We start from the raw sequence: 18,695 nt of genomic DNA, 5'->3' as shown, positions 1-18,695 counted from the left end.
GCGGTGCATCACCGCGCCGCCTGCGACGGCGCCAGCGCGATCAGCAGTCCACGCGCCGCCTGGATGCGCGTCTCGGCGTCCGGCAGCTCGAGGGTGATGCGCAGTTTGTCGGGCCCATCCATCTTGTAATGCTTGGGCTGCCCCTGGATCAGGCGGATCACCGCCATCGGATCGACCTTCGGCTTCTCGACGAACTGCACGCGACCGCCCTTGTCGCCCAGATCCAGCTTGCGCAGGCCGAGCGCGGTCGCCTGCAGCTTGAGGTCGGCGATCTGGAACAGATGCTTGGCGGGATCGGGCAGCAGACCGAACCGGTCGATCATCTCGACCTGCAGCTCGCGCAGCTTGTCGATGTCGCGCGCGCTGCTGATGCGCTTGTAGAGCATCAGGCGCGTGTGCACGTCGGGCAGGTAATCCTCGGGAATCAGCGCGGGCACGTGCAGCTCGATGTCGGCGCCGCGCGCGTCCACGTCGTCGACGTCCGGCAGCTTGCCCTGCTTGATGCTGCGCACCGCGCGTTCCAGCAGCTCGGTGTAGAGGCTGAAACCCACCTCGGCCATCTGTCCGCTCTGGCCTTCGCCGAGCAGTTCGCCGGCGCCGCGGATTTCCAGATCGTGGGTCGACAGGGTGAAGCCCGCGCCGAGTTCGTCCATTGACGCGATCGCTTCCAGCCGCTTCTTCGCATCGCTGCTGATCGAACGCTGGTCGGGAATCACCAGATATGCGTAGGCGCGATGGTGCGAGCGACCGACGCGGCCACGCAGCTGGTGCAGCTGGGCGAGCCCGAACTTGTCGGCGCGGTTGATGATGATCGTGTTGGCGTTGGGGATATCGATGCCCGACTCGATGATCGTCGAACACAGCAGCACGTTGAAGCGCTGCTTGTTGAAATCCAGCATCACCTTTTCGAGCTCGCGCTCGGGCATCTGGCCGTGGGCGATGCCGATGCGCGCCTCGGGCACGAGTTCTTCCAGCTCGCGCTGCATGCGGCCGATGCTCTCGACATCGTTGTGCAGGAAATACACCTGGCCGCCGCGGCTGAGTTCGCGCTGGAAGGCTTCGCGCAGCTGCGCGTCATCCCAGGGCACGACGAAGGTCTGCACCGCGAGGCGATGCGCTGGCGGGGTGGCGATGATCGACAGATCGCGCAGACCGGCCATCGCCATGTTGAGCGTGCGCGGGATCGGCGTGGCGGTGAGCGTGAGCAGATGCACGTTCGCACGCAGCGCTTTCAGCGCTTCCTTCTGGCGCACGCCGAAACGCTGTTCCTCGTCGACGATGACCAGACCCAGATCCTTGAACTTCACATCCGGCTGCAGCAGCCGGTGCGTGCCGACGATGACGTCCAGCGTGCCGTCGGTGATCTTGCCGATCTCGGTCTTGATCTCCTTGGTGCTCTTGAAGCGTGACAGCACTTCGACGCGGATCGGCCAGTCGGCGAAGCGGTCGGCCATCGTGCGGTAATGCTGTTCGGCGAGCAGCGTGGTCGGCACCAGCACCGCGACCTGCTTGCCAGCCGCGGCGGCGACAAAGGCCGCGCGCACCGCGACTTCGGTCTTGCCGAAACCCACGTCGCCGCAGACCACGCGGTCCATCGGCTGGCTGGAGCCGAGGTCGCGGATCATCGCTTCGATCGCCGCGTGCTGGTCGGGCGTTTCCTCGAACGGGAACGCGGCCGCGAACGGTTCGTACATCGTGCGGTCGACTTCCAGCGCAAGCCCGGCGCGCGCCTGGCGCTTGGCCTGGATTTCCAGCAGTTCGGCAGCGACGTCGCGGACCTTGTCGGCGGCCTTCTTGCGCGCCTTGGTCCAGGCCTCGCCACCGAGCGAATGCAGCGGCGCGGTTTCCGGCGAGGCGCCCGAATAGCGGTTGACCAGATGCAGCTGCGACACCGGCACGTACAGGCGATCGCCCTTGGCGTACTCGATGTCGAGGTATTCGCCCGGCTGACCGCCGGCTTCGAGCACGACGAGCCCGCGATAGCGGCCGACGCCGTGATCCTCGTGGACGATCGGCGACCCTTCGCTGAGTTCGCCGAGGTCGCGGATGATGCTTTCCGGATCGCGCGCGGCGCGCTTGCGGCGACGCGGCTGCGCGGCGCGTTCGGGAAACAGCTGGCGCTCGGTCAGCACCGTCAGCTGCGGCGCATCGAGGGCGAAGCCGTTGTCGAGTGGTGCGATCGCGACGGCGAACTTGGTGTCCGTATCCGCGATGAAGCCCGGGAAGTCCTGCAGCACCGAAGGCCGCAGCTTGCCCGCGTGCAGGATTTCCAGCAGTGCCTCGCGGCGACCGGCCGAATCGGCGGCGATCAGCACGCGGCCCGGATAGCTGCCGAGGAAGGTCACGAGCGCATCGGCCGGCGTGTGGTCGCGTGCGGCCAGCGGCAGGTCGGGGGCGGGCTGGTCGCCCAGCGCGGACGCCTGCGCGTGGCGCGGATGTTCGGCATCGCAGACTTCGACGCGCGCGCCCTGGTTGAGCCGCTCGCGTAGTGCGTCCGGCGTCAACCAGAGTTCGGCCGGCGGCAGCAGCGGGCGTTCGATGTCGTGACGCAGCTGGTCGTAGCGGTGCAAGACCTGCTGCGTCCAGAAATGGTCGCTCGCCGGCGACGCGCCGGTGTCGATCACCGGCAGCGTATTCGCCGGCAGGTAATCGAACAGCGTTGCCGTCGACAGCGGCGCCTCGCCCTTGTCGAGCAGCGTGCGTCGCGGCGCTTCGAAGAACAGCGGCAGGTAGTACTCGATGCCCGCCGGCGCGGCACCGGCCTTGAGGTCCTGGTACAGGCCGCTGCGGCGCGTGTCGATGTCGAAGCGCTCGCGCAACGTGTCCATCGCGCGCGCCGTCGCGGCATCGTCGAGCGGCACTTCGCGGCCGGGCAGCATGCGCAGCGCCGCGATCTTGTCGAGCGAGCGCTGCGATTCGGGATCGAAGGCGCGGATGGTTTCGATCGCGTCGTCGAACAGCTCGATGCGATATGGCTGGTCGGCGCCCATCGGGTAGACATCGAGCAGACCGCCGCGCACGGCGAAGTCGCCCGGATCATGGACTTGCGGCACGTGCGCATAGCCGGCGCTTTCGAGACGGCGCTTCTCGGCATCGAGATCCAGCTTCTGGCCGACATCCAGATCGAAACTCGCGCCGGACACATGCCGGACCGGTGCCAGCCGCTGCATCAGCGTCTGCACCGGCACCACGACGACGCCGCGCTTCAGTGACGGCAGCCGGTGCAGGGCCGCGAGGCGCTGGGACACGATGTCCGGATGCGGGCTGAAACGGTCGTAGGGCAGGGTTTCCCAGTCCGGAAACGGCACCACTGGCAGATCGTAATCGTCGCCGCCGAGCGTGCGCAGATCGTGTTCGAGCTGCTGCGCGCCGTGGTTGTCGCGGGCGACCAGCAGCAGCGGACCATCGTGCGCCCGCGCCGCCTGCAGCACCGCCCACGCCAGCGCGCTGCGACTGGCGGGCGCCCGCCACCAAGCGCGTGCATGACCGGCGGTGGGCAGGGGAGGCGTAGCGGTGACGGCGTGCGGCATGGACGGGTCCGGATGGCAGAACTCAAAACAACGGCAGCGCCGAAAGCCACATGGCCGGCGCGAATCAGGGGGTGAAGTCTAGACGAGTGCGTCGCAGGAACTGCGACGGTGCAGTGGCCGCGCCGGAATCCAGCGCGGCAAGAGCTGGGCGATCAGCCCAGGCGCACGTTCGGGGTGGTGTCGACGATCTGGCGCTTGAGCTCGAGCGAGACCCGGATCATGCCCGGCGCCTCCACCGCTTCCTGCTGGAAGCTCAGCGACTTGGCGAGCGCGAGCATCGGCTCGTTCTCCTCCAGCACATCGCCAAAGATGCGCTCCAGACGCTTGCCTTTGGCCCAGCGCACCAGGCGCCGGAGCATGTGCCGCCCCAGCCCCATGCCGGCCACGTAGTGGCTGACCAGGATGTGGAACTCGGCCTGGCGCGTGCCGGGCAACACCGCCGCTCGGGCGACTGCACCGACCAGCGCGTCGCCGGGCGTGTAGGGCTCTGCTGCGACCAGCACGAACTCCGACTTCGGATTCGGCTGGGTCAGACGGTTCGCTGTCTCGGGCGACAGTTCGGCCTTGGCGTACAGAAAACGCTGCCGCACCTCATCGGGTTCGAGCAGAGCGAATGAAGCTCGCAAGGGCTCGGCATCGGCGGGACGGATCGGGCGGATCAGCACCTGGCGACCATTGGCGAGGCGGATTTCCTCGTGCCAAGGGGGAAGTCGGTTACGTGCAGTCATCAGGGGTCGCGAATGAACGGGTAGCGCCGACCTTACCCGGAGGGTCTATTCACGAACCGTGAAGGGACTGCGCCTGTTGCGCGAATTTACCCTATTCATACCGCTGCCCCAGCTGCAGCGTTCAGGCCGGCTCGCGCAACCAGTGCAGGCGGGTGTCGGCGCCGGCCTCACCGATCGCGCTTTTCAAGGCGTCCAGTGCGGGTGCCAGCGCGGTCGCCAGCTGCCACGGCGGATCGAGGATCAACAGGCCACTGCCGTTCATGCGCAGCGGCGAGTCGTCGGCGCGGACCAGCAGTTCGACCAGCAGCGAGGATTTCGTCTGCAGCTTGGCGGCCGAGCGCAGGAACGGCGTCAGCGTGCGGCGCTGCTTGATCGGATACCACAGCATCTGGATGCCCTGCGGCCAGCGCGCCAGACCCTCGCGCATCGCCTTGAGCGCGATTTCGAATTCGGCGGCCTGCGCCTCGTAGGGCGGGTCCACCAGCACCAGGCCGCGATTGAAGCGCTGGTCGCCGATCTTCGGCGGCAACAGGGACTTGAACGCCGCGTAGCCGTCGCCGGAATGGATCGCGACGCGCGGATCGGCGCCCAGTGCCCGACGCAGGGCGCCTGCTGCCGCGGGCTCGGTCTCGAAGCAGGCGATGCGGTCCTGCTCGCGCAAGGCATGCGCCAGCAGCCACGGCGAACCGGGATAGGCATCGGCGCCGTGCTCGGCGCGGCAGGCGTTGACCGCCGCCAGATAGCGCGCGATCAGCGGCTGCTTCGGCGCAGTAGCCAGCAGCAGGCTGATGCCGTCGTCGGCCTCGCCGGTGCGCCGGGCACGCTCCTCGCGCAGGCGATAGACGCCGCCGCCCGCGTGGGTGTCGAGCGCGAAGCAGGGCGCGGGCTTGGCCGTCAGCGCATCGCAGATCGCGAGCACCACGAGGTGCTTGAGGACGTCGGCGTGGTTGCCGGCATGGAAGGCGTGTTGGTAATTCATGCTCGCAGTGTGGCAGCAAGCCGACGTGCTAGTGCACGTCGACAATCGATCAGAAAAGGATGAACCAAAAACAGGCAATCGGCCGCTTGAGGCTTTGGCTGCTGCTGATGAGCATTGTCTTCGACATTCTTCCAGAAAGAGGATTGCAACTGTGATGACACGGACGATTGTTTTGATTGCAGGGCTAGCTGCAGTTTCGCTGCTTGGCAGTGGAGAGGCTTCTGCCGACGATGGAAAGGGGCTTGGGGTGTGCGAGGGCGTGCAAGTGACCAAAGCGCTTTCTCGATTCCGTTTCGAGACGACCAACGACAGGGTGGCGTCATGGGTCGGCTCTGATCTCGGTGAGATTGTCGCCAGTTGGGGCGCACCCTATTCGGTGTTCGAAAACCGAGATGGGTCAAGAATCGTGAGTTGGAAGAGTTACTCCTGCACGACGACGGTCAAAGTTGACCCGCTTGATGAGGTGACGCACTGGAATGTGAGTAGCGGGTGCAACTGCATCACCCGAAACAAGCTCGATCGCCGATACTCGCGCGAGACGCCCGTGCCTCCGATGACGCTTTAGGGGGAGCGCTGTAGCATCTTTACGCACGCGGTAGCGCCTGCGCTGGAGAACTACACGAAATGGGTCAACTCCTACTGGTTGAGGACGAAATCGCGATCGCCGAGACCGTGGTCTATGCGCTGCAGGCCGACGGCCACACGGTGCGCCATTGTCTCGACGGGCAGCAGGCGCGCGCGGCCGTCGTCGAGACCGCATTCGATCTGGCGATCCTCGATGTCGGCCTGCCGGATGTCAGCGGCTTTGCGCTTTGCGGTGAACTGCGCCGATACGCGCCGCTGCCGGTGATCTTCCTCACCGCGCAGGCAGCGGAATCGGAGCGCGTGCTCGGCTTCGATCTCGGGGCCGACGATTACATCGCCAAACCGTTTTCGCTGCGCGAGCTGGTGGCGCGCGTGCGCGTGGTCCTGCGTCGCGGGGTGCCCGACACGGCGAAAGGCGAGGTGACGCGCAGCGGTGCGTTCGAGCATGACGCCGAGGGCCGGCGTATCCGCTATCACGGCCATGCGCTCGATCTCACACGCTACGAGTACGGGCTGCTGGCCGCACTGCTGGCGCGGCCGGGCGCAGTGCTGTCGCGCACCCAACTGATGGATCGGGTCTGGGGCAATGCGCTCGACAGTGGCGACCGCACCGTCGATACCCACGTGAAAACACTGCGCGGCAAGCTGCGCGCGGTCTCGCCCGGGTCCGATCCGCTGCGCACGCATCGCGGTATCGGCTACTCGTTGGATCTCGACTGACGTGCGCATCGGCCTGCGCATCCTGCTGGGCTACTTCCTGATCGTTGCGCTGGCGGCGTTCCTGCTGATGCGCGTCTTCACCCAGGAGATCAAGCCGGGTGTCCGCCAGGCGATGGAGGACACGCTGGCCGATACCGCCAACGTGCTCGCCGAACTGGCGACGGACGATTTTCTCGCCGGGCGCATTGACGATGGCCGCTTCGCCACACGCGTGCGCGCGCTGCGCGAACGTGACATCGGCGGCAACATCTGGGGCTTCCGCAAGACGCAGGCCGAGTATCGCGTCTACGTCACGGATGTCGACGGCATCGTGGTGTTCGATTCGGCGGGCCGCGATCTCGGTCGCGACTACTCGCGCTGGAACGATGTGCTGCTGACCCTGCGCGGCCAGTACGGCGCGCGCTCGACGCGGACCGATCCGGCTGACGACAGCACGTCGGTGATGCACGTCGCCGCGCCGATCCGCGATGGCAACCGTGTGGTCGGCGTGCTGACCGTCGCCAAGCCGAACAGCGCGATCGCGCCCTTCATCGCCCGCAGCGAGCGCACGATCCTGCGCTGGGGGTTTCTGCTGCTCGGCACTGCGCTGGCGGTCGGCCTGCTCGCGGCGTGGTGGCTGTCGCGGCAGCTCGGCGGCTTGCGCCGCTATGCCGACAAGGTGACCGCTGGCGAACGCGCGACGCTGCCCGATTCGGCCGGCGAATTCGCCGACCTCGGCCGCGCGCTGGAAACCATGCGCGAGCGTCTGGAGGGCAAGCAGTACGTCGAGCGCTACGTGCACGCGCTGACCCACGAACTCAAAGCGCCGCTGGCGGCCGTGCGCGGCGCCGCCGAGCTGCTCGAATCGCCCTTGCCCGACGCCGACCGCGCGCGCTTCGCGACCAGCGTGCGTGAACAGAGCGAGCGCATGGCGCAGATGATCGACAAGCTGCTGGCGCTGGCCGCGGTCGAGCATCGCCAGCGGATCGAGCAGCCGGCCGACATCGACGTGCGCACCCTCATCGACGCTGCCGTCGCGCCGTTCGCGGATGGCGGCGTGCAGCTGCGGGTGGACAGCGGAGATGCCGTAGACCTGCGCATCCGCGGCGACGCCTTCCTGTTGCGGCAACTGCTGTCGAATCTCGTCGACAACGCCTGCGACTTCTCGCCGGCCGAGGGCGTGGTCGACGTCACGGCTCGCAGTGACGGCGCGCTGCTGCGGGTCGTCGTGGCCGATCGTGGCCCCGGCGTGCCGGACTACGCGCTGCCGCGGGTGTTCGAGCGCTTCTTCTCGTTGCCGCGACCCGGCGGGCGCAGCCGCAGCAGCGGTCTGGGGCTGGCCTTCGCGGCGGAAGTCGCGACGTTGCACTGCGGCACCGTGCGGCTGGAACAACGCGAAGGCGGCGGCACGCGCGCAATCGTCGAACTGCCGCTGCCGGCCACCGGCTGAGCACCTGTTCCACATCCTGCTGCGCTCGCCACGGACCTTGAGCAGGTTCTCCGACTTCTTCTTCGCTTCACACAGCTGCCTGCGTGCCGCCACGCACGCGGCGCAGTCTGCGCGCATCCCAACACGGAGCGTCGCGATGCGACTCATGCTGAAGATCCTGATCATCGCCGGGCTGAGCCTGGCGATCCTGATACCGCTGGTGCTGATCCGCGTCGTGATCCAGGACCGCGAGCAGCACCGCGCAGCCGCGGTCGCGCGCATCGCCTCGAGCGAGGCGGGCGCCCAAACCCTGAGCGCGCCGGTGCTCGTGGTGCCCTACACCGAGCGCGTGGAAGTCGAGCAGACCGATGACCGGGGCCGACCGACCGGCCGCGTCTGGCGCGACCGCACCGACGCCTGGACGTTCTTTCCCAAGACGATGGAGATGACCGGCACGATGTCGCCGTATCTGCGCCAGCTCGGCCTGCACGATGTGCGCATGTATGCACTCGGCGGCCAGCTGTCCGCGAATTTCGACGTGCGGATTCCAGAGGACGCCGAGGGCCTGCCGCCGCGGAAGATCGGCACGCCCTGGATCGGATACACCGTCGCCGACGTGCGCGGCCTGCGCGGTACGCCGCAGTTGCGCGTGGACGGCGCCGGCATCGCGCTGCACCAGGGCGCGGGCGGCGACGGCGGCACCGGTGTGCATGGTCTGTTGACGCGCCCCGCACTCGCCGGCGCGCCCTTGCGGCTGCGCACGGTGCTGGACTTCGAGCTCACCGGCGCCGAGACGCTGGCCGTCGTGCCACTGGCCGACGAGAACCGCGTCACGCTGGATTCCGCATGGCCGCATCCGCAGTTCAATGGCCGCTTTCTGCCGCGCGCCCGTGATGTCGGGAAGAGCGGTTTCCACGCCGAGTGGGCGGTGTCTTCGCTGGCCAGCGACGCGCAGCTGCAGTACCGCAACGGTACGCGAGCCGATGCCGACACCGCATCGCTGCTGCGCGGACACGGCGATGCAGGTGTGGACGTGCTCGGCATCTCGCTGGTCGACCCGGTGGATGCGTATACCCGCGCTGACCGCGCCAGCAAATACGGCATCGTGTTCGTGCTGCTGACCTTCACCGCGTTCTTCATGTTCGAGATGTTGCGCGGCTTGCGCATCCACCCGATCCAGTACGGCCTGGTCGGTCTGGCGCTGGCGATCTTCTTCCTGCTGCTGCTCGGCCTGTCGGAGCACATCGCCTTCGACTGGGCCTACCTCGCCGCCAGCGGCGCCTGCATCGGCTTGATCGGCGTGTATCTGAGCGCGGTGCTGCGTAGCCGGGTGCGCGGTCTGGGCTTCGCAGCTGGACTGGGGCTGCTGTATGCCGCGCTGTACGGGTTGCTGGTGTCGGAGGACAACGCGCTGGTGCTGGGCGCGGGCCTACTCTTTGCGATCCTCGCTGCCATCATGCTGGTGACGCGCCGGGTCGACTGGTACCAGGTCGCCGCCACGCCGACGGCGACACCGCCGCCTTTGCCGCCGCGCTGATTGCTCGACCGTGCGCACGTGGCCGCGGGCATGCCTGCGGCCACGCTGCGTTCCACGGCGCATACGAAGCGCCCACTGCACGCATGCCAGACTTCCGGCATGACGATCTCAGCTCCTAACGTGCGCACCCTGTCCGGCGACGCGATGCACCCCTGGCTCGATGCGGTCGCGCGGCTGCGCATGACCGTGTTCCACGACTGGCCGTATCTCTACGCTGGCGATGCCGACTACGAACGCGATTATCTGGCCGCGTATGCGCGCTCGCCGCGCAGCGTGTTCGTGCTCGCGTTCGACGATGACACCGTCGTCGGCGCGTCGACCGGTCTGCCGCTGGCCGATGACACGACGGAGTTCCAGGCGCCGTTCGTCGCGCAGGATGTTGCCGTCGACCGCGTGTTCTATTTCGGCGAGTCAGTGCTGCTGCCGCAGTGGCGTGGACACGGCATCGGTCATCAATTCTTCGATCTGCGCGAAGCCCACGCACGCGCACTTGGGGGTTTCGACATGACCGCATTCGCCGCCGTCGATCGCGCCGAGGACGACCCGCGTCGCCCCGACGATCATCACGACAACGAGGTGTTCTGGCACAAGCGCGGCTACGTGCGGCAGCCCGGCATGACCATGCTGCTGCGCTGGGACGAGCGTGACGTCGGCGATGTCGCGCATCCGATGACGTTCTGGACCCGTCCGTTGGAGGCGCAGGCATGAGAGTCGCTGCCGCACGCTACGCGATCGGCATGCCGCCGGATTTCGACGCCTTCGCCGCACACCAGCGCCGCCTGCTCGGCGATGCCGCCGCGCAAGGCGCGCAGATCGCGGTGCTGCCGGAATACCTTGCCCTGGAGCTGGCCGCCACCTTCGACGACACAGTGCGCAGCGACACGCTGGCCTCGCTGGCGGCCGTCCAGCGCTACCGCGACGACTGGCTCACCCTGTTCGCGGGCCTCGCACGCGATACCGGCATGTACATCGTCGCCGGCTCCAGCCTCGTCGACATCGGCGGCGGCCGTTACCGCAACCGCAGTGACATCTTCTCGGCCAACGGCGGACACGGCTGGCAGGACAAGCTGCAGCTGACCGGTTTCGAGAAGCAGACCGGCGTGATCGACCCCGGCGACACGCTCAAGGTCTTCGACCTCGGCGGCGTCCGCGCCGGCATCGCGATCTGCTACGACATCGAATTCCCGCTGCCGGCTCGCACACAGTGGGAGGCCGGCGCGCGCCTGCTGCTCGTGCCCAGCTGCACCGATACCGCTGCTGGCGCGACCCGCGTGCGTGTCAGCTGCCTTGCGAGAGCGCTTGAGAACCGCTGCTTCGTCGCCCAGTCAGTGACGGCAGGCGACGCGCCCTGGACGCCAATTCTCGACGTCAACACCGGCAGCGCCGGGTTGTTCGCGCCGATGGATGTGGGATTCCCCTCGAATGGCGTGCTGATCGAGACGGGAGATACGGATGTCTGGGCGATCGCCGATGTCGATGTCGACGCGCTGGAAGCGGCGCGTGTGGATGCGCAGGTCGACAATGATCGGGACTGGGTGGGGCAGGCGCGGCCGGCGTTGGCTCGGGCGGTGCTCTCCTCTTTCGAATCGCCTACCTAACGTTCGACAATCGTCTGCAGTTTCGTGCCGCTGTGTGAGAGCACGGTGGGCGGCAACTTGATGAAGCGACGCAGCGCATGGGTGCCTGCTTTTGGTCTCCGATCCGCCGTCGCGCCTGACGCGTACCCGGAGGGTGCCGCACAGGACGTGCGGCGTTTTCCGACCGAGGCAGGATGCCGAGTCGGAAAATCCCCGTGCACGACAAGCCGCGGGCTGCGGACGTGTCGGGGAGACGCTTTTCTTTGGTTCCGTTTCTTTTGGCGTCCACCAAAAGAAATGAACTCGGCCGCATCAGCGGACGAAAGCGTTTGATCTACGACTGTGCGTTTGCTTCCCGCGGGAGAAGCAACATCAAACGCTTCCACTCGCCTTGCGGCGAGCGGGTTCATTTCTTTTGCTGGCCCAAAAGAAACGGAACCAAAGAAAAGGGCCAGCCCCGACGGAGCAAATCCGGCCATTCATTCGTTCCGGGATTTTTCGACTCGCCATCCTGGCTCGGTCGAAAAACGCCGCACATCCATGTGCGGCGCCCTACGGGTCTGCGGGCTGCAAGGTGGCGATCTGGAGAGCGGAAAAGCGGAAAAGCGGAAAAGCGGAAAAGCGGAAAAGCGGAAAAGCGGAAAAGCGGAAAAGCGGAAAAGCGGAAATGCGGAGTGTTGCTTCGTCGGCATCTAGCCCGATCAGATGACGCCACCCGCCCAGAGCGAAGTGGCGCCGAGCGCACTTCCAATCGCCGTCGCCGCCAGCACATCACTCGGATAGTGCAATCCCAGCACTACCCGCGACACCGCCACACTCGCCGCGAACGGCACCAGCACGCCGGCGAGCATCGGATACCAGGCCACCGCAACGATCGAGAACGACACCGCGTGCAGCGTGTGCCCGGACGGGAAACTGAACTCGTCGAGCGGGGCGACCCACGCGCGGATGCGGCCGTCGGCGGCGAAGGGGCGGGGACGCTTGGTCCAGCGCTTGAGGGATTTGTAGAGCAGCAGCGCGACTGCGCCGGTGGCGGCCATGTGCGTCGCGGCGACCAGGCCGTCGAAGCCGTCGATCAGCACCAGCGCAGCCATCAGCAGGTACCAGAACACGCCGTCACCGAGGCGGCTGACGGTGGAGAAGTAGCGGCGGATCCACAGCCGGGTGCAGGCGCGGTTGGCGCGCAGGCACCAGCCGGTGTCGTGGTGGAGCAGTCGGCTACGCGGCGGCGCGTGCATCGGCATCCTCGGCATCGGTCGGGGTCGGAAGTGGTGTAAGCGTGTCGGGCGCGCCGCCGCGCAAGCCGGACAGCAGCGCGTCGAGATCGTCGGCGACGTGCGCGGGTGTCAGACGGCGCATCGCCTCGCGACCGGCAAGTCCCATCGCGCGGCGCGTCGACGGGTTCTGCGCCAGCGCGATCGCAGCGGCGACGAACGCGTCTTCGTCATCACCGGCAATGCGCGCGCCCTGGAAGCCGTCGCACAAGTGTTCGGTCGCCGCGCCGTGGTCGAAGGCGACCTGCGGAACACCGCAGGCCATCGATTCGAGCACCACGTTGCCGAAGGTCTCGCTGCGGCTGGGGAAGAGGAACAGATCGGCGCTGGCGAAGTGCCGGCCGAGGTTGTCGCCGCGCTGCGAGCCGCTGAAGATGAAGTCCGGATTCGCGGCCTGCAGCGCGTTGCGCTCCGGCCCGTCGCCGACGAACACCATGCGCGCATCGGGGCGTTCGGCCTGCAAGGCGCGGAACGCGCGCACCGCAAGGCCCAGATTTTTTTCGGCGGCGATACGGCCGACGTGGATCGCGACCAGACCGTCTTCGTCGACGCCCCACTGCGCGCGCAGGCCCGCATCGCGCCGCGCCGGATCGAACTGCGCGCAGTCGACCGCACGCGACAGCACCACCGGATGGCCGATGCCGGCGTCGCGCAGTTCGACCGCGAGTGCCTGCGTGGCGACGAGCGTGGCATCGGCGCGGGCGTGGAAGCGCCGCATCCACGACAGTGCGGCGGGCTGCAGCCACGGCACGCCGTATGCGCTCATATAGATGTCGAAGCGGGTGTGCAGTGCGGTGACGACCGGAATGTCGAGTGCCTGCGCGGCATTGAGCGCCGACCAGCCCAGCGGGCCTTCGGTGGCGACGTAGATCGCGTCGGGGCGCGCGGCGCGCCAGCGGGTGCGCAGGCGTTGTCCGGCAGGCAGTGCGAGGCGCAGCCCCGGATAGCGCGGTACGCGCAGGCCACGGATGCGCAGCGACTGTGCATCCGCACCAGGCGGTTCGCCGGCACGGGCCGGGCGGATCACCTCGACCGCGTGTCCGCGTGCGCGCAGACCGCGGACGTAGGATTGCAGCGTCAGGGCCACGCCGTTGATGTCGGGCGGGTACGTGTCGGTGACGATCGCGTAGCGCATCGTTCGGTCCGGTCGCTGGTTGTGCGCAGCTTGCGGACGGACGATGCCGCTTCGATGACCGGGGTTTGACGCTTCGGTGACAGCGTGACCGGATGCCGGTCACGCTGTCACCGAAGCGGTGAACTCAGTCCGCCGTGAGCGCCAGCGTGACGCCGAGTGCGGCCATGTCGTCGGGTTCGCCTTCCAGATCGGTGCGCAGCAGCGGACGCGCTTCCAGCCAGTGGCGGGGCAGACGCAGACGCAGCAGCGGGCCGTCGGCGGTCGCTTCCAGACGCGGGATCTCGTCGGCCTCGTGGCTGCGATGCAGCAGCACGGCCAAACGCAGCAGCGCGGCCGTGCGCCGCGCCTGCTGCAACAGACGATCGGGCAGAGCCTCGAATGTGGACTTGCCGACCTTGCGGCGCTGGCAGCGCACGAGCGTCGCGAGGAACTGCTGTTCCTGGCGCGAGAAGCCGGCGATGTCGGAGTTTTCGAGCACGTACGCGCCGTGCACGTGGTACTGGCTGTGGGCGATCACCAGGCCCAGCTCGTGTACGCGTGCGGCCCAGGCCAGCATGCGCAGATCGTCACCGTCGAGATTCCAGCTGCGCGCGACCTGGTCGAACAGGCGCAGGGCCGTCGTTTCCACGCGCGTCGCCTGCGCCTGATCGATGCCGTAGCGCTGTTCCAGCGCGGCGATCGAGCTTTCACGCGGATCATCGCTGCCGCCGCGGCCGAGCATGTCGCGCAGAACGCCTTCGCGCATCGCGGCCTTGCTGACCTGCATGCGATCGATGCCCAGGACCTGGAAAGCCGCTTCGAGCACCAGCACGCCGCCGGCGATGATCGGCCGGCGATCATCCGACAGGCCGGGCAGGTTGATCGCGTCGATATTGCCGGCCTGCAGCAACGTGTCACGCACGATCGGCAGCGCCTGCGCGGTCACCGCGCCCTTGGTCAGTTTCATCGCGGCGCAGATCTCGCCGATGGCCTTGTTGGTGCCCGAAGCGCCGACGACTTCCTGCCAGCCGAGCGTGCGATAGGTGCTGGCGAATTGCTGGAATTCCGCTGAGACTTCCGCCAGCGCGTCGCGCCAGCGCTTCTTCGACAGCTTTCCGCCCGGGAAGAAGCGCCGCGTGCTGGCGACGCAGCCGATCTGAAGACTCTCGCGTTCCAGCGCGTCGAATCCGCTTCCGATGATGCATTCGGTCGAGCCGCCACCAATGTCGATCACAAGCCGGCGCTCGCCGGGCTTGGGCGGTTGCGCATGCGAGACGCCGAGATAGATGAGACGCGCTTCCTCGCGACCCGAGATCACTTCGATCGCATGGCCCAGTGCGGTTTCCGCCGGCACCAGGAAGGCCTGTGGGGCGGACAGCCGGCGTACGGTGTTGGTGGCCAGCGCGCGCACGCGTTGCGGCGGGATGTCGCGGATGCGCTGCCCGAAGCGCGACAGGCACTGCAGCGCACGCTGGCGCACGTCGGGCGTGAGACCGCCGCGGCCGTCCAGGCCTTCGGCCATGCGCACGGTTTCGCGCAGCCGGTCCACGACGCGCAGCTGGCCCAGCGTGTAGCGGGCCACGACCATGTGGAAACTGTTGGAGCCCAGGTCGATCGCGGCGAGCATCTCGCCGTCCTCGAGCGGAACCGTCAGTGCCTCGGCGAGCGCGAGCGTGTCTTGACCGGTCATGGCGTTCCTGGGTGCCGCGGCGCACAGCGCACCCGCGGCGTTGGGGGAGCGGGCATGTTAATGCATGCCGCGCCACCCGCTCAGCCGCATAGATGCGCGAGCAGCCAGCCTTGCGCGGAATGGGGCATCGTGTCGCCATCGGGCACGAGTTTTTCGTAGACGCCGTTTTCGTGCAGTTCCCAGGCGTTGAGGTTGTCGGCCAGATAGTTGTCGAGCGACTCGCTGCGTACGCGCACCGCGATCTCCGGATCGAGGATCGGGAAGCCGGTTTCCACGCGTCGCAGCAGATTGCGCTCCAGCCAATCGGCGCTGGCGCAGAACAGGTCCGGGTCGCCGTCGTTGCCGAACCAGTACACGCGGTGGTGCTCGAGGAAGCGCCCGACGATCGAGCGCACGCGGATGTTCTCCGACACGCCCGGCACGCCTGGACGCAATGCGCACGCGCCGCGGATGATCAGATCGATCTGCACGCCGGCCTGCGAGGCCACGTACAAGGCGCGCATGACTTGCGGCTCGTTGAGGGCGTTCATCTTGGCGACGATGCGGCCCGCCCGCCCAGCCTTCGCATGCGCGGTTTCGCGCTCGATGCGCGCGATCACCCCGGCATGCAGGGTGAAAGGCGACTGCAACAAACGCTTGAGTCCGATTGCCGGCGCCAGCCCCGACATCTGCTGGAACAGCAGGTGCACGTCGTTGCCGATATCGGGATCGATCGTCAGCAGACCGAAGTCGGTGTACACGCGCGCGGTGCCGGCATGGTAGTTGCCGGTGCCCAGGTGCACGTAACGCCGCAGCTTGCGACCTTCGCGGCGCACCACCAGCAGCATCTTGGCGTGGGTCTTGTAGCCGACCACGCCGTACACCACCTGCACACCGGCCTCCTGCAGCCGGTCGGCGAGGCCGAGGTTCGCCTCCTCGTCGAAGCGCGCGCGCAGCTCGACGACGACGGTGACGTCCTTGCCGTTGCGCGCCGCCTGGATCAGGTGCTCGACGATGCCCGAGTCCTTGCCGGTGCGGTACAGCGTCTGCTTGATCGCCAGGACATTCGGGTCCTCGGCGGCCTGCTTGATCAGCTCCAGTACCGGTACGAACGAATCGAAAGGGTGGTGCAACAGGACATCGCCGTCGGCGATCAGTTCGAACATCGCATCGGTGCCCTTGGGCAGCCGCTGCTGGAAGGTGGGGAACTTGAGGTCCGGGCGCTGCACCAGATCGAAGATCTGGCTGATGCGGTTGAGGTTCACCGGCCCGTCGATGCGGTAGACCGCATTCTCGGGCAGATCGAAGTTCTGCAGCAGTGTGCGTACGATCGGCTTCGGGCACTTGGCTGAAATCTCCAGCCGCATCGCGCGCAGATAGCCGCGTCCGGCGAGTTCGTCGCGCAATGCGAGCGCGAGATTCTCGACCTCCTCGTCGTCGACGATCAGTTCCGAGTTACGGGTCACGCGGAACTGGTAGGCGCCCTTCACGTCCATGCCGGGGAACAGCTCGTGCACGAACTCCGACAGCACCGACGACAGGAACACGAAGTCGTACTCGCCGCCGGAGATGCTCTCGGGCAGCTGGATGATGCGCGGCAGCGAACGCGGCGCGCGCACGATGGCAAGATTGCCGACCCGACCGAACGCGTCCTTGCCCTTGAGTACGACGACGATATTGAGCGACTTGTTGAGGATCTTCGGGAACGGGTGCGCCGGATCGAGGCCCAGCGGCGACAGCACCGGCATCACTTCGTCGCGGAAATAGGCGCGCAGCCAGCGCGTCTGGCGCGCGGTCCACTGGTCGCGGCCGAGCACGCGTACGCCGGCTTCCGACATCGCCGGGCGCAGTACCTGGTTCCAGCACGAGTACTGCGCCTCGACGAGTTGCGCGGTGCGCTCGTGGATGCGCTTGAGCACCGTGGCCGGCGTCAGCCCGTCGGGTGGCAGCGGCACGCCGAAATCCTGCGCGTGATGCATCGTCGCAGCGCGGATTTCGAAGAATTCGTCGAGGTTGGTGCAGGCGATGCACAGGTACTTCAGACGCTCGAGCAGGGGCACCGAGGCGTCCTGTGCCTGCGCCAGCACGCGGAAATTGAAGTCCAGCTGGGACAACTCGCGGTTGAGATACAGCGCCGGGTCGCGCAGCGGGTCGACCGGCTCGTTCACGGCATCGACGGGCTCCGGGCCACGAACGGATTTCGCGGCTTTCTGCACGCGGGGACGGGCGGCGCTCATGCGGTGGCTCCGAAATATTGGGTGTCGCGGGCGCGGACGCGCTCAGCGGTGAAATGACAGGCGAATCGACTGCCGGCGCCGACTTCGCTCTCGATCTCGAGCCGCGCCTGGTGCAGGTGCAGCACGTGCTTGACGATCGCGAGCCCCAATCCGGTGCCACCGGACTCGCGTGAGCGACTGGTCGAGACGCGATAGAAACGCTCGGTGATGCGCGGCAGATGCGCAGCCGGAATGCCGTAGCCGGTGTCCTCGACCGACAGCGCCACACCGCCGCCGTCGAGTGGCGCGTAGCGGATCGTGATGCGTCCACCGGCCGGCGTGTAGCGCACCGCGTTGCTGACCAGGTTGGAGAACGCGCTGTGCAGTTCGCGGGTGGAACCGACGAGGTCGGTCGGCGAGCTGTCCTCGACCGCGATCGTGTGCCGGCCTTGGCTCAGCACTTCGAGTTCGCGCCGCAGCGTAGCCAGCATCGAGGCCATCGACACGATCTCGTCGCCGATCCCCTCCTGCGCTTCCAGGCGCGACAGGGTCAGCAGGTCCTCGACGAGCTGGGTCATGCGCTGTGACTGGTTCTGCATCTCGGACAGCATCGGCGCCCATTCGGGGTGATCGGTCGGGTCGAGCATGTCGAGATAGCCGTGCACCACGGTCAGCGGCGTGCGCAGTTCGTGCGAGACGTTGGCGACGAAATCCCGACGCATCTGCTCGAGCTTCATGATCCGGGTGACGTCGCGGGCGAGCAGCAGCCACAGATCGTCGGAGTAGGGAATCAGCCGCAGTTCCAGCCGAGTGCCGGAGGAATGTGGCGAAGGCACGTCGAGCATCGGCTCGGCGCGGCGTCCCTGCGCCAGCCAATGCGCGACCGGCAACGGCTGCAGCGTATCGCCAACCGGCTTGCCGACATCGCGCGGCATCTGCAGCCCCAGCAGGCTGGTCGCCGCGCGGTTGAACCACTGGATGCGCTGGCTGTTGCGGTCGACGACGATCACCGCATCCGGCAGCGCCGCCGCCACCGCGCGATACGCGCGCAGCATCGCAATCAACCGCCGCTTGCGTGCACGCATGTCCTGTTGTCCCCGGTGCAGCATGCGATCCGTTTCCTGCCACACGCCATCTCCCTGCGGCGGCGGCACCCGGCTGCGAGAGGTCAGGCGTGTCAGCAGGTCGTAGAGTTTCCAGTAGTGCCAAGCCAGCACGCCCAGCGCAGCGACCGCGAGCGCCATCCAGATGTGCCCGGCCAGCGCTCCGAGGACCGCCGCCACGCCGAGCACGGCAACAAGCTGCACCAGAGTGCGGGTCCAGGCGGCGTGGATACGGGGTGGCATGTCGTGGAGTCT

At 67.4% G+C, this 18,695-nt stretch carries 14 protein-coding genes; 6 read left to right on the top strand and 8 right to left on the bottom strand.

What is annotated here, in order from left to right; genetic code table 11:
• Nucleotides 1-8 precede the first annotated feature (8 nt).
• The 3 genes from mfd to ACZ9YD_RS02695 all read right to left on the bottom strand — a co-directional run bounded on the left by mfd (nucleotide 9) and on the right by ACZ9YD_RS02695 (nucleotide 5,237).
• A complete protein-coding gene (gene mfd, locus ACZ9YD_RS02705; protein ID WP_465073597.1) occupies nucleotides 9-3,530 on the bottom strand; it encodes a transcription-repair coupling factor in 3,522 nt (1,173 codons plus the stop codon).
• Between the two features lie 152 nt (nucleotides 3,531-3,682).
• The gene (locus tag ACZ9YD_RS02700; RefSeq protein WP_465073596.1) at nucleotides 3,683-4,258 is read right to left on the bottom strand and encodes an N-acetyltransferase family protein; all 576 of its coding nucleotides are present in this window, start codon (nucleotides 4,256-4,258) and stop codon (nucleotides 3,683-3,685) included.
• A 121-nt stretch (nucleotides 4,259-4,379) separates the two neighbouring features.
• A complete protein-coding gene (locus ACZ9YD_RS02695; RefSeq protein WP_465073595.1) occupies nucleotides 4,380-5,237 on the bottom strand; it encodes a 23S rRNA (adenine(2030)-N(6))-methyltransferase RlmJ in 858 nt (285 codons plus the stop codon).
• Here ACZ9YD_RS02695 and ACZ9YD_RS02690 point away from each other — a divergent pair.
• From ACZ9YD_RS02690 to ACZ9YD_RS02665, 6 genes are all read left to right on the top strand, one after another.
• On the top strand, nucleotides 5,236-5,802 hold the full coding sequence (locus ACZ9YD_RS02690) for a hypothetical protein (protein ID WP_465073594.1): 567 nt from the start codon (nucleotides 5,236-5,238) through the stop codon (nucleotides 5,800-5,802). The two genes, ACZ9YD_RS02695 and ACZ9YD_RS02690, sit on opposite strands and share 2 nt — an antisense overlap.
• A gap of 59 nt (nucleotides 5,803-5,861) precedes the next feature.
• Nucleotides 5,862-6,542 (top strand): two-component system response regulator CreB, encoded by a 681-nt coding sequence (gene creB / locus ACZ9YD_RS02685; protein ID WP_465073592.1) that lies wholly within the window; start codon nucleotides 5,862-5,864, stop codon nucleotides 6,540-6,542.
• A 1-nt stretch (nucleotide 6,543) separates the two neighbouring features.
• Nucleotides 6,544-7,971 (top strand): two-component system sensor histidine kinase CreC, encoded by a 1,428-nt coding sequence (gene creC, locus ACZ9YD_RS02680; RefSeq protein WP_465073591.1) that lies wholly within the window; start codon nucleotides 6,544-6,546, stop codon nucleotides 7,969-7,971.
• Nucleotides 7,972-8,107: 136 nt separating this feature from the next.
• Entirely contained in the window at nucleotides 8,108-9,487 is a 1,380-nt protein-coding gene (creD, locus tag ACZ9YD_RS02675) for a cell envelope integrity protein CreD (protein WP_465073590.1), read from the top strand.
• Between the two features lie 99 nt (nucleotides 9,488-9,586).
• Nucleotides 9,587-10,195, top strand: a complete 609-nt coding sequence (locus tag ACZ9YD_RS02670) for a GNAT family N-acetyltransferase (RefSeq protein WP_465073589.1) — start codon at nucleotides 9,587-9,589, stop codon at nucleotides 10,193-10,195.
• Nucleotides 10,192-11,085 carry a carbon-nitrogen hydrolase family protein gene (locus tag ACZ9YD_RS02665; RefSeq protein WP_465073588.1) on the top strand — a complete coding sequence of 298 codons (894 nt, stop codon included), beginning with the start codon at nucleotides 10,192-10,194 and terminating at the stop codon, nucleotides 11,083-11,085. Before ACZ9YD_RS02670 ends, ACZ9YD_RS02665 begins: the two co-directional genes overlap by 4 nt.
• Nucleotides 11,086-11,765: 680 nt before the next feature.
• On the opposite strand, the gene ACZ9YD_RS02660 is transcribed toward ACZ9YD_RS02665, so the two are convergent.
• The 5 genes from ACZ9YD_RS02660 to phoR all read right to left on the bottom strand — a co-directional run bounded on the left by ACZ9YD_RS02660 (nucleotide 11,766) and on the right by phoR (nucleotide 18,683).
• On the bottom strand, nucleotides 11,766-12,302 hold the full coding sequence (locus tag ACZ9YD_RS02660) for a phosphatase PAP2 family protein (RefSeq protein WP_465073587.1): 537 nt from the start codon (nucleotides 12,300-12,302) through the stop codon (nucleotides 11,766-11,768).
• Nucleotides 12,283-13,473, bottom strand: a complete 1,191-nt coding sequence (locus ACZ9YD_RS02655) for a glycosyltransferase family 4 protein (RefSeq protein WP_465073586.1) — start codon at nucleotides 13,471-13,473, stop codon at nucleotides 12,283-12,285. The genes ACZ9YD_RS02660 and ACZ9YD_RS02655 overlap by 20 nt, the downstream gene beginning before the upstream one ends.
• Nucleotides 13,474-13,597: 124 nt before the next feature.
• Nucleotides 13,598-15,142 carry an exopolyphosphatase gene (ppx, locus tag ACZ9YD_RS02650; RefSeq protein WP_465073585.1) on the bottom strand — a complete coding sequence of 515 codons (1,545 nt, stop codon included), beginning with the start codon at nucleotides 15,140-15,142 and terminating at the stop codon, nucleotides 13,598-13,600.
• Between the two features lie 80 nt (nucleotides 15,143-15,222).
• Complete coding sequence (gene ppk1, locus ACZ9YD_RS02645; RefSeq protein ID WP_465073584.1) at nucleotides 15,223-17,358, bottom strand: polyphosphate kinase 1; 2,136 nt, start codon at nucleotides 17,356-17,358, stop codon at nucleotides 15,223-15,225.
• Nucleotides 17,355-18,683, bottom strand: coding sequence for a phosphate regulon sensor histidine kinase PhoR (gene phoR / locus ACZ9YD_RS02640; RefSeq protein WP_465073583.1), 1,329 nt, complete (start codon nucleotides 18,681-18,683; stop codon nucleotides 17,355-17,357). The genes ppk1 and phoR overlap by 4 nt, the downstream gene beginning before the upstream one ends.
• Nucleotides 18,684-18,695 lie beyond the last annotated feature (12 nt).

The organism is Luteimonas sp. AC640a (assembly GCF_979256585.1).
The sequence above is the reverse complement of the archived record's forward strand: the minus strand, read 5'-3'. Positions and strand labels throughout refer to the sequence as shown.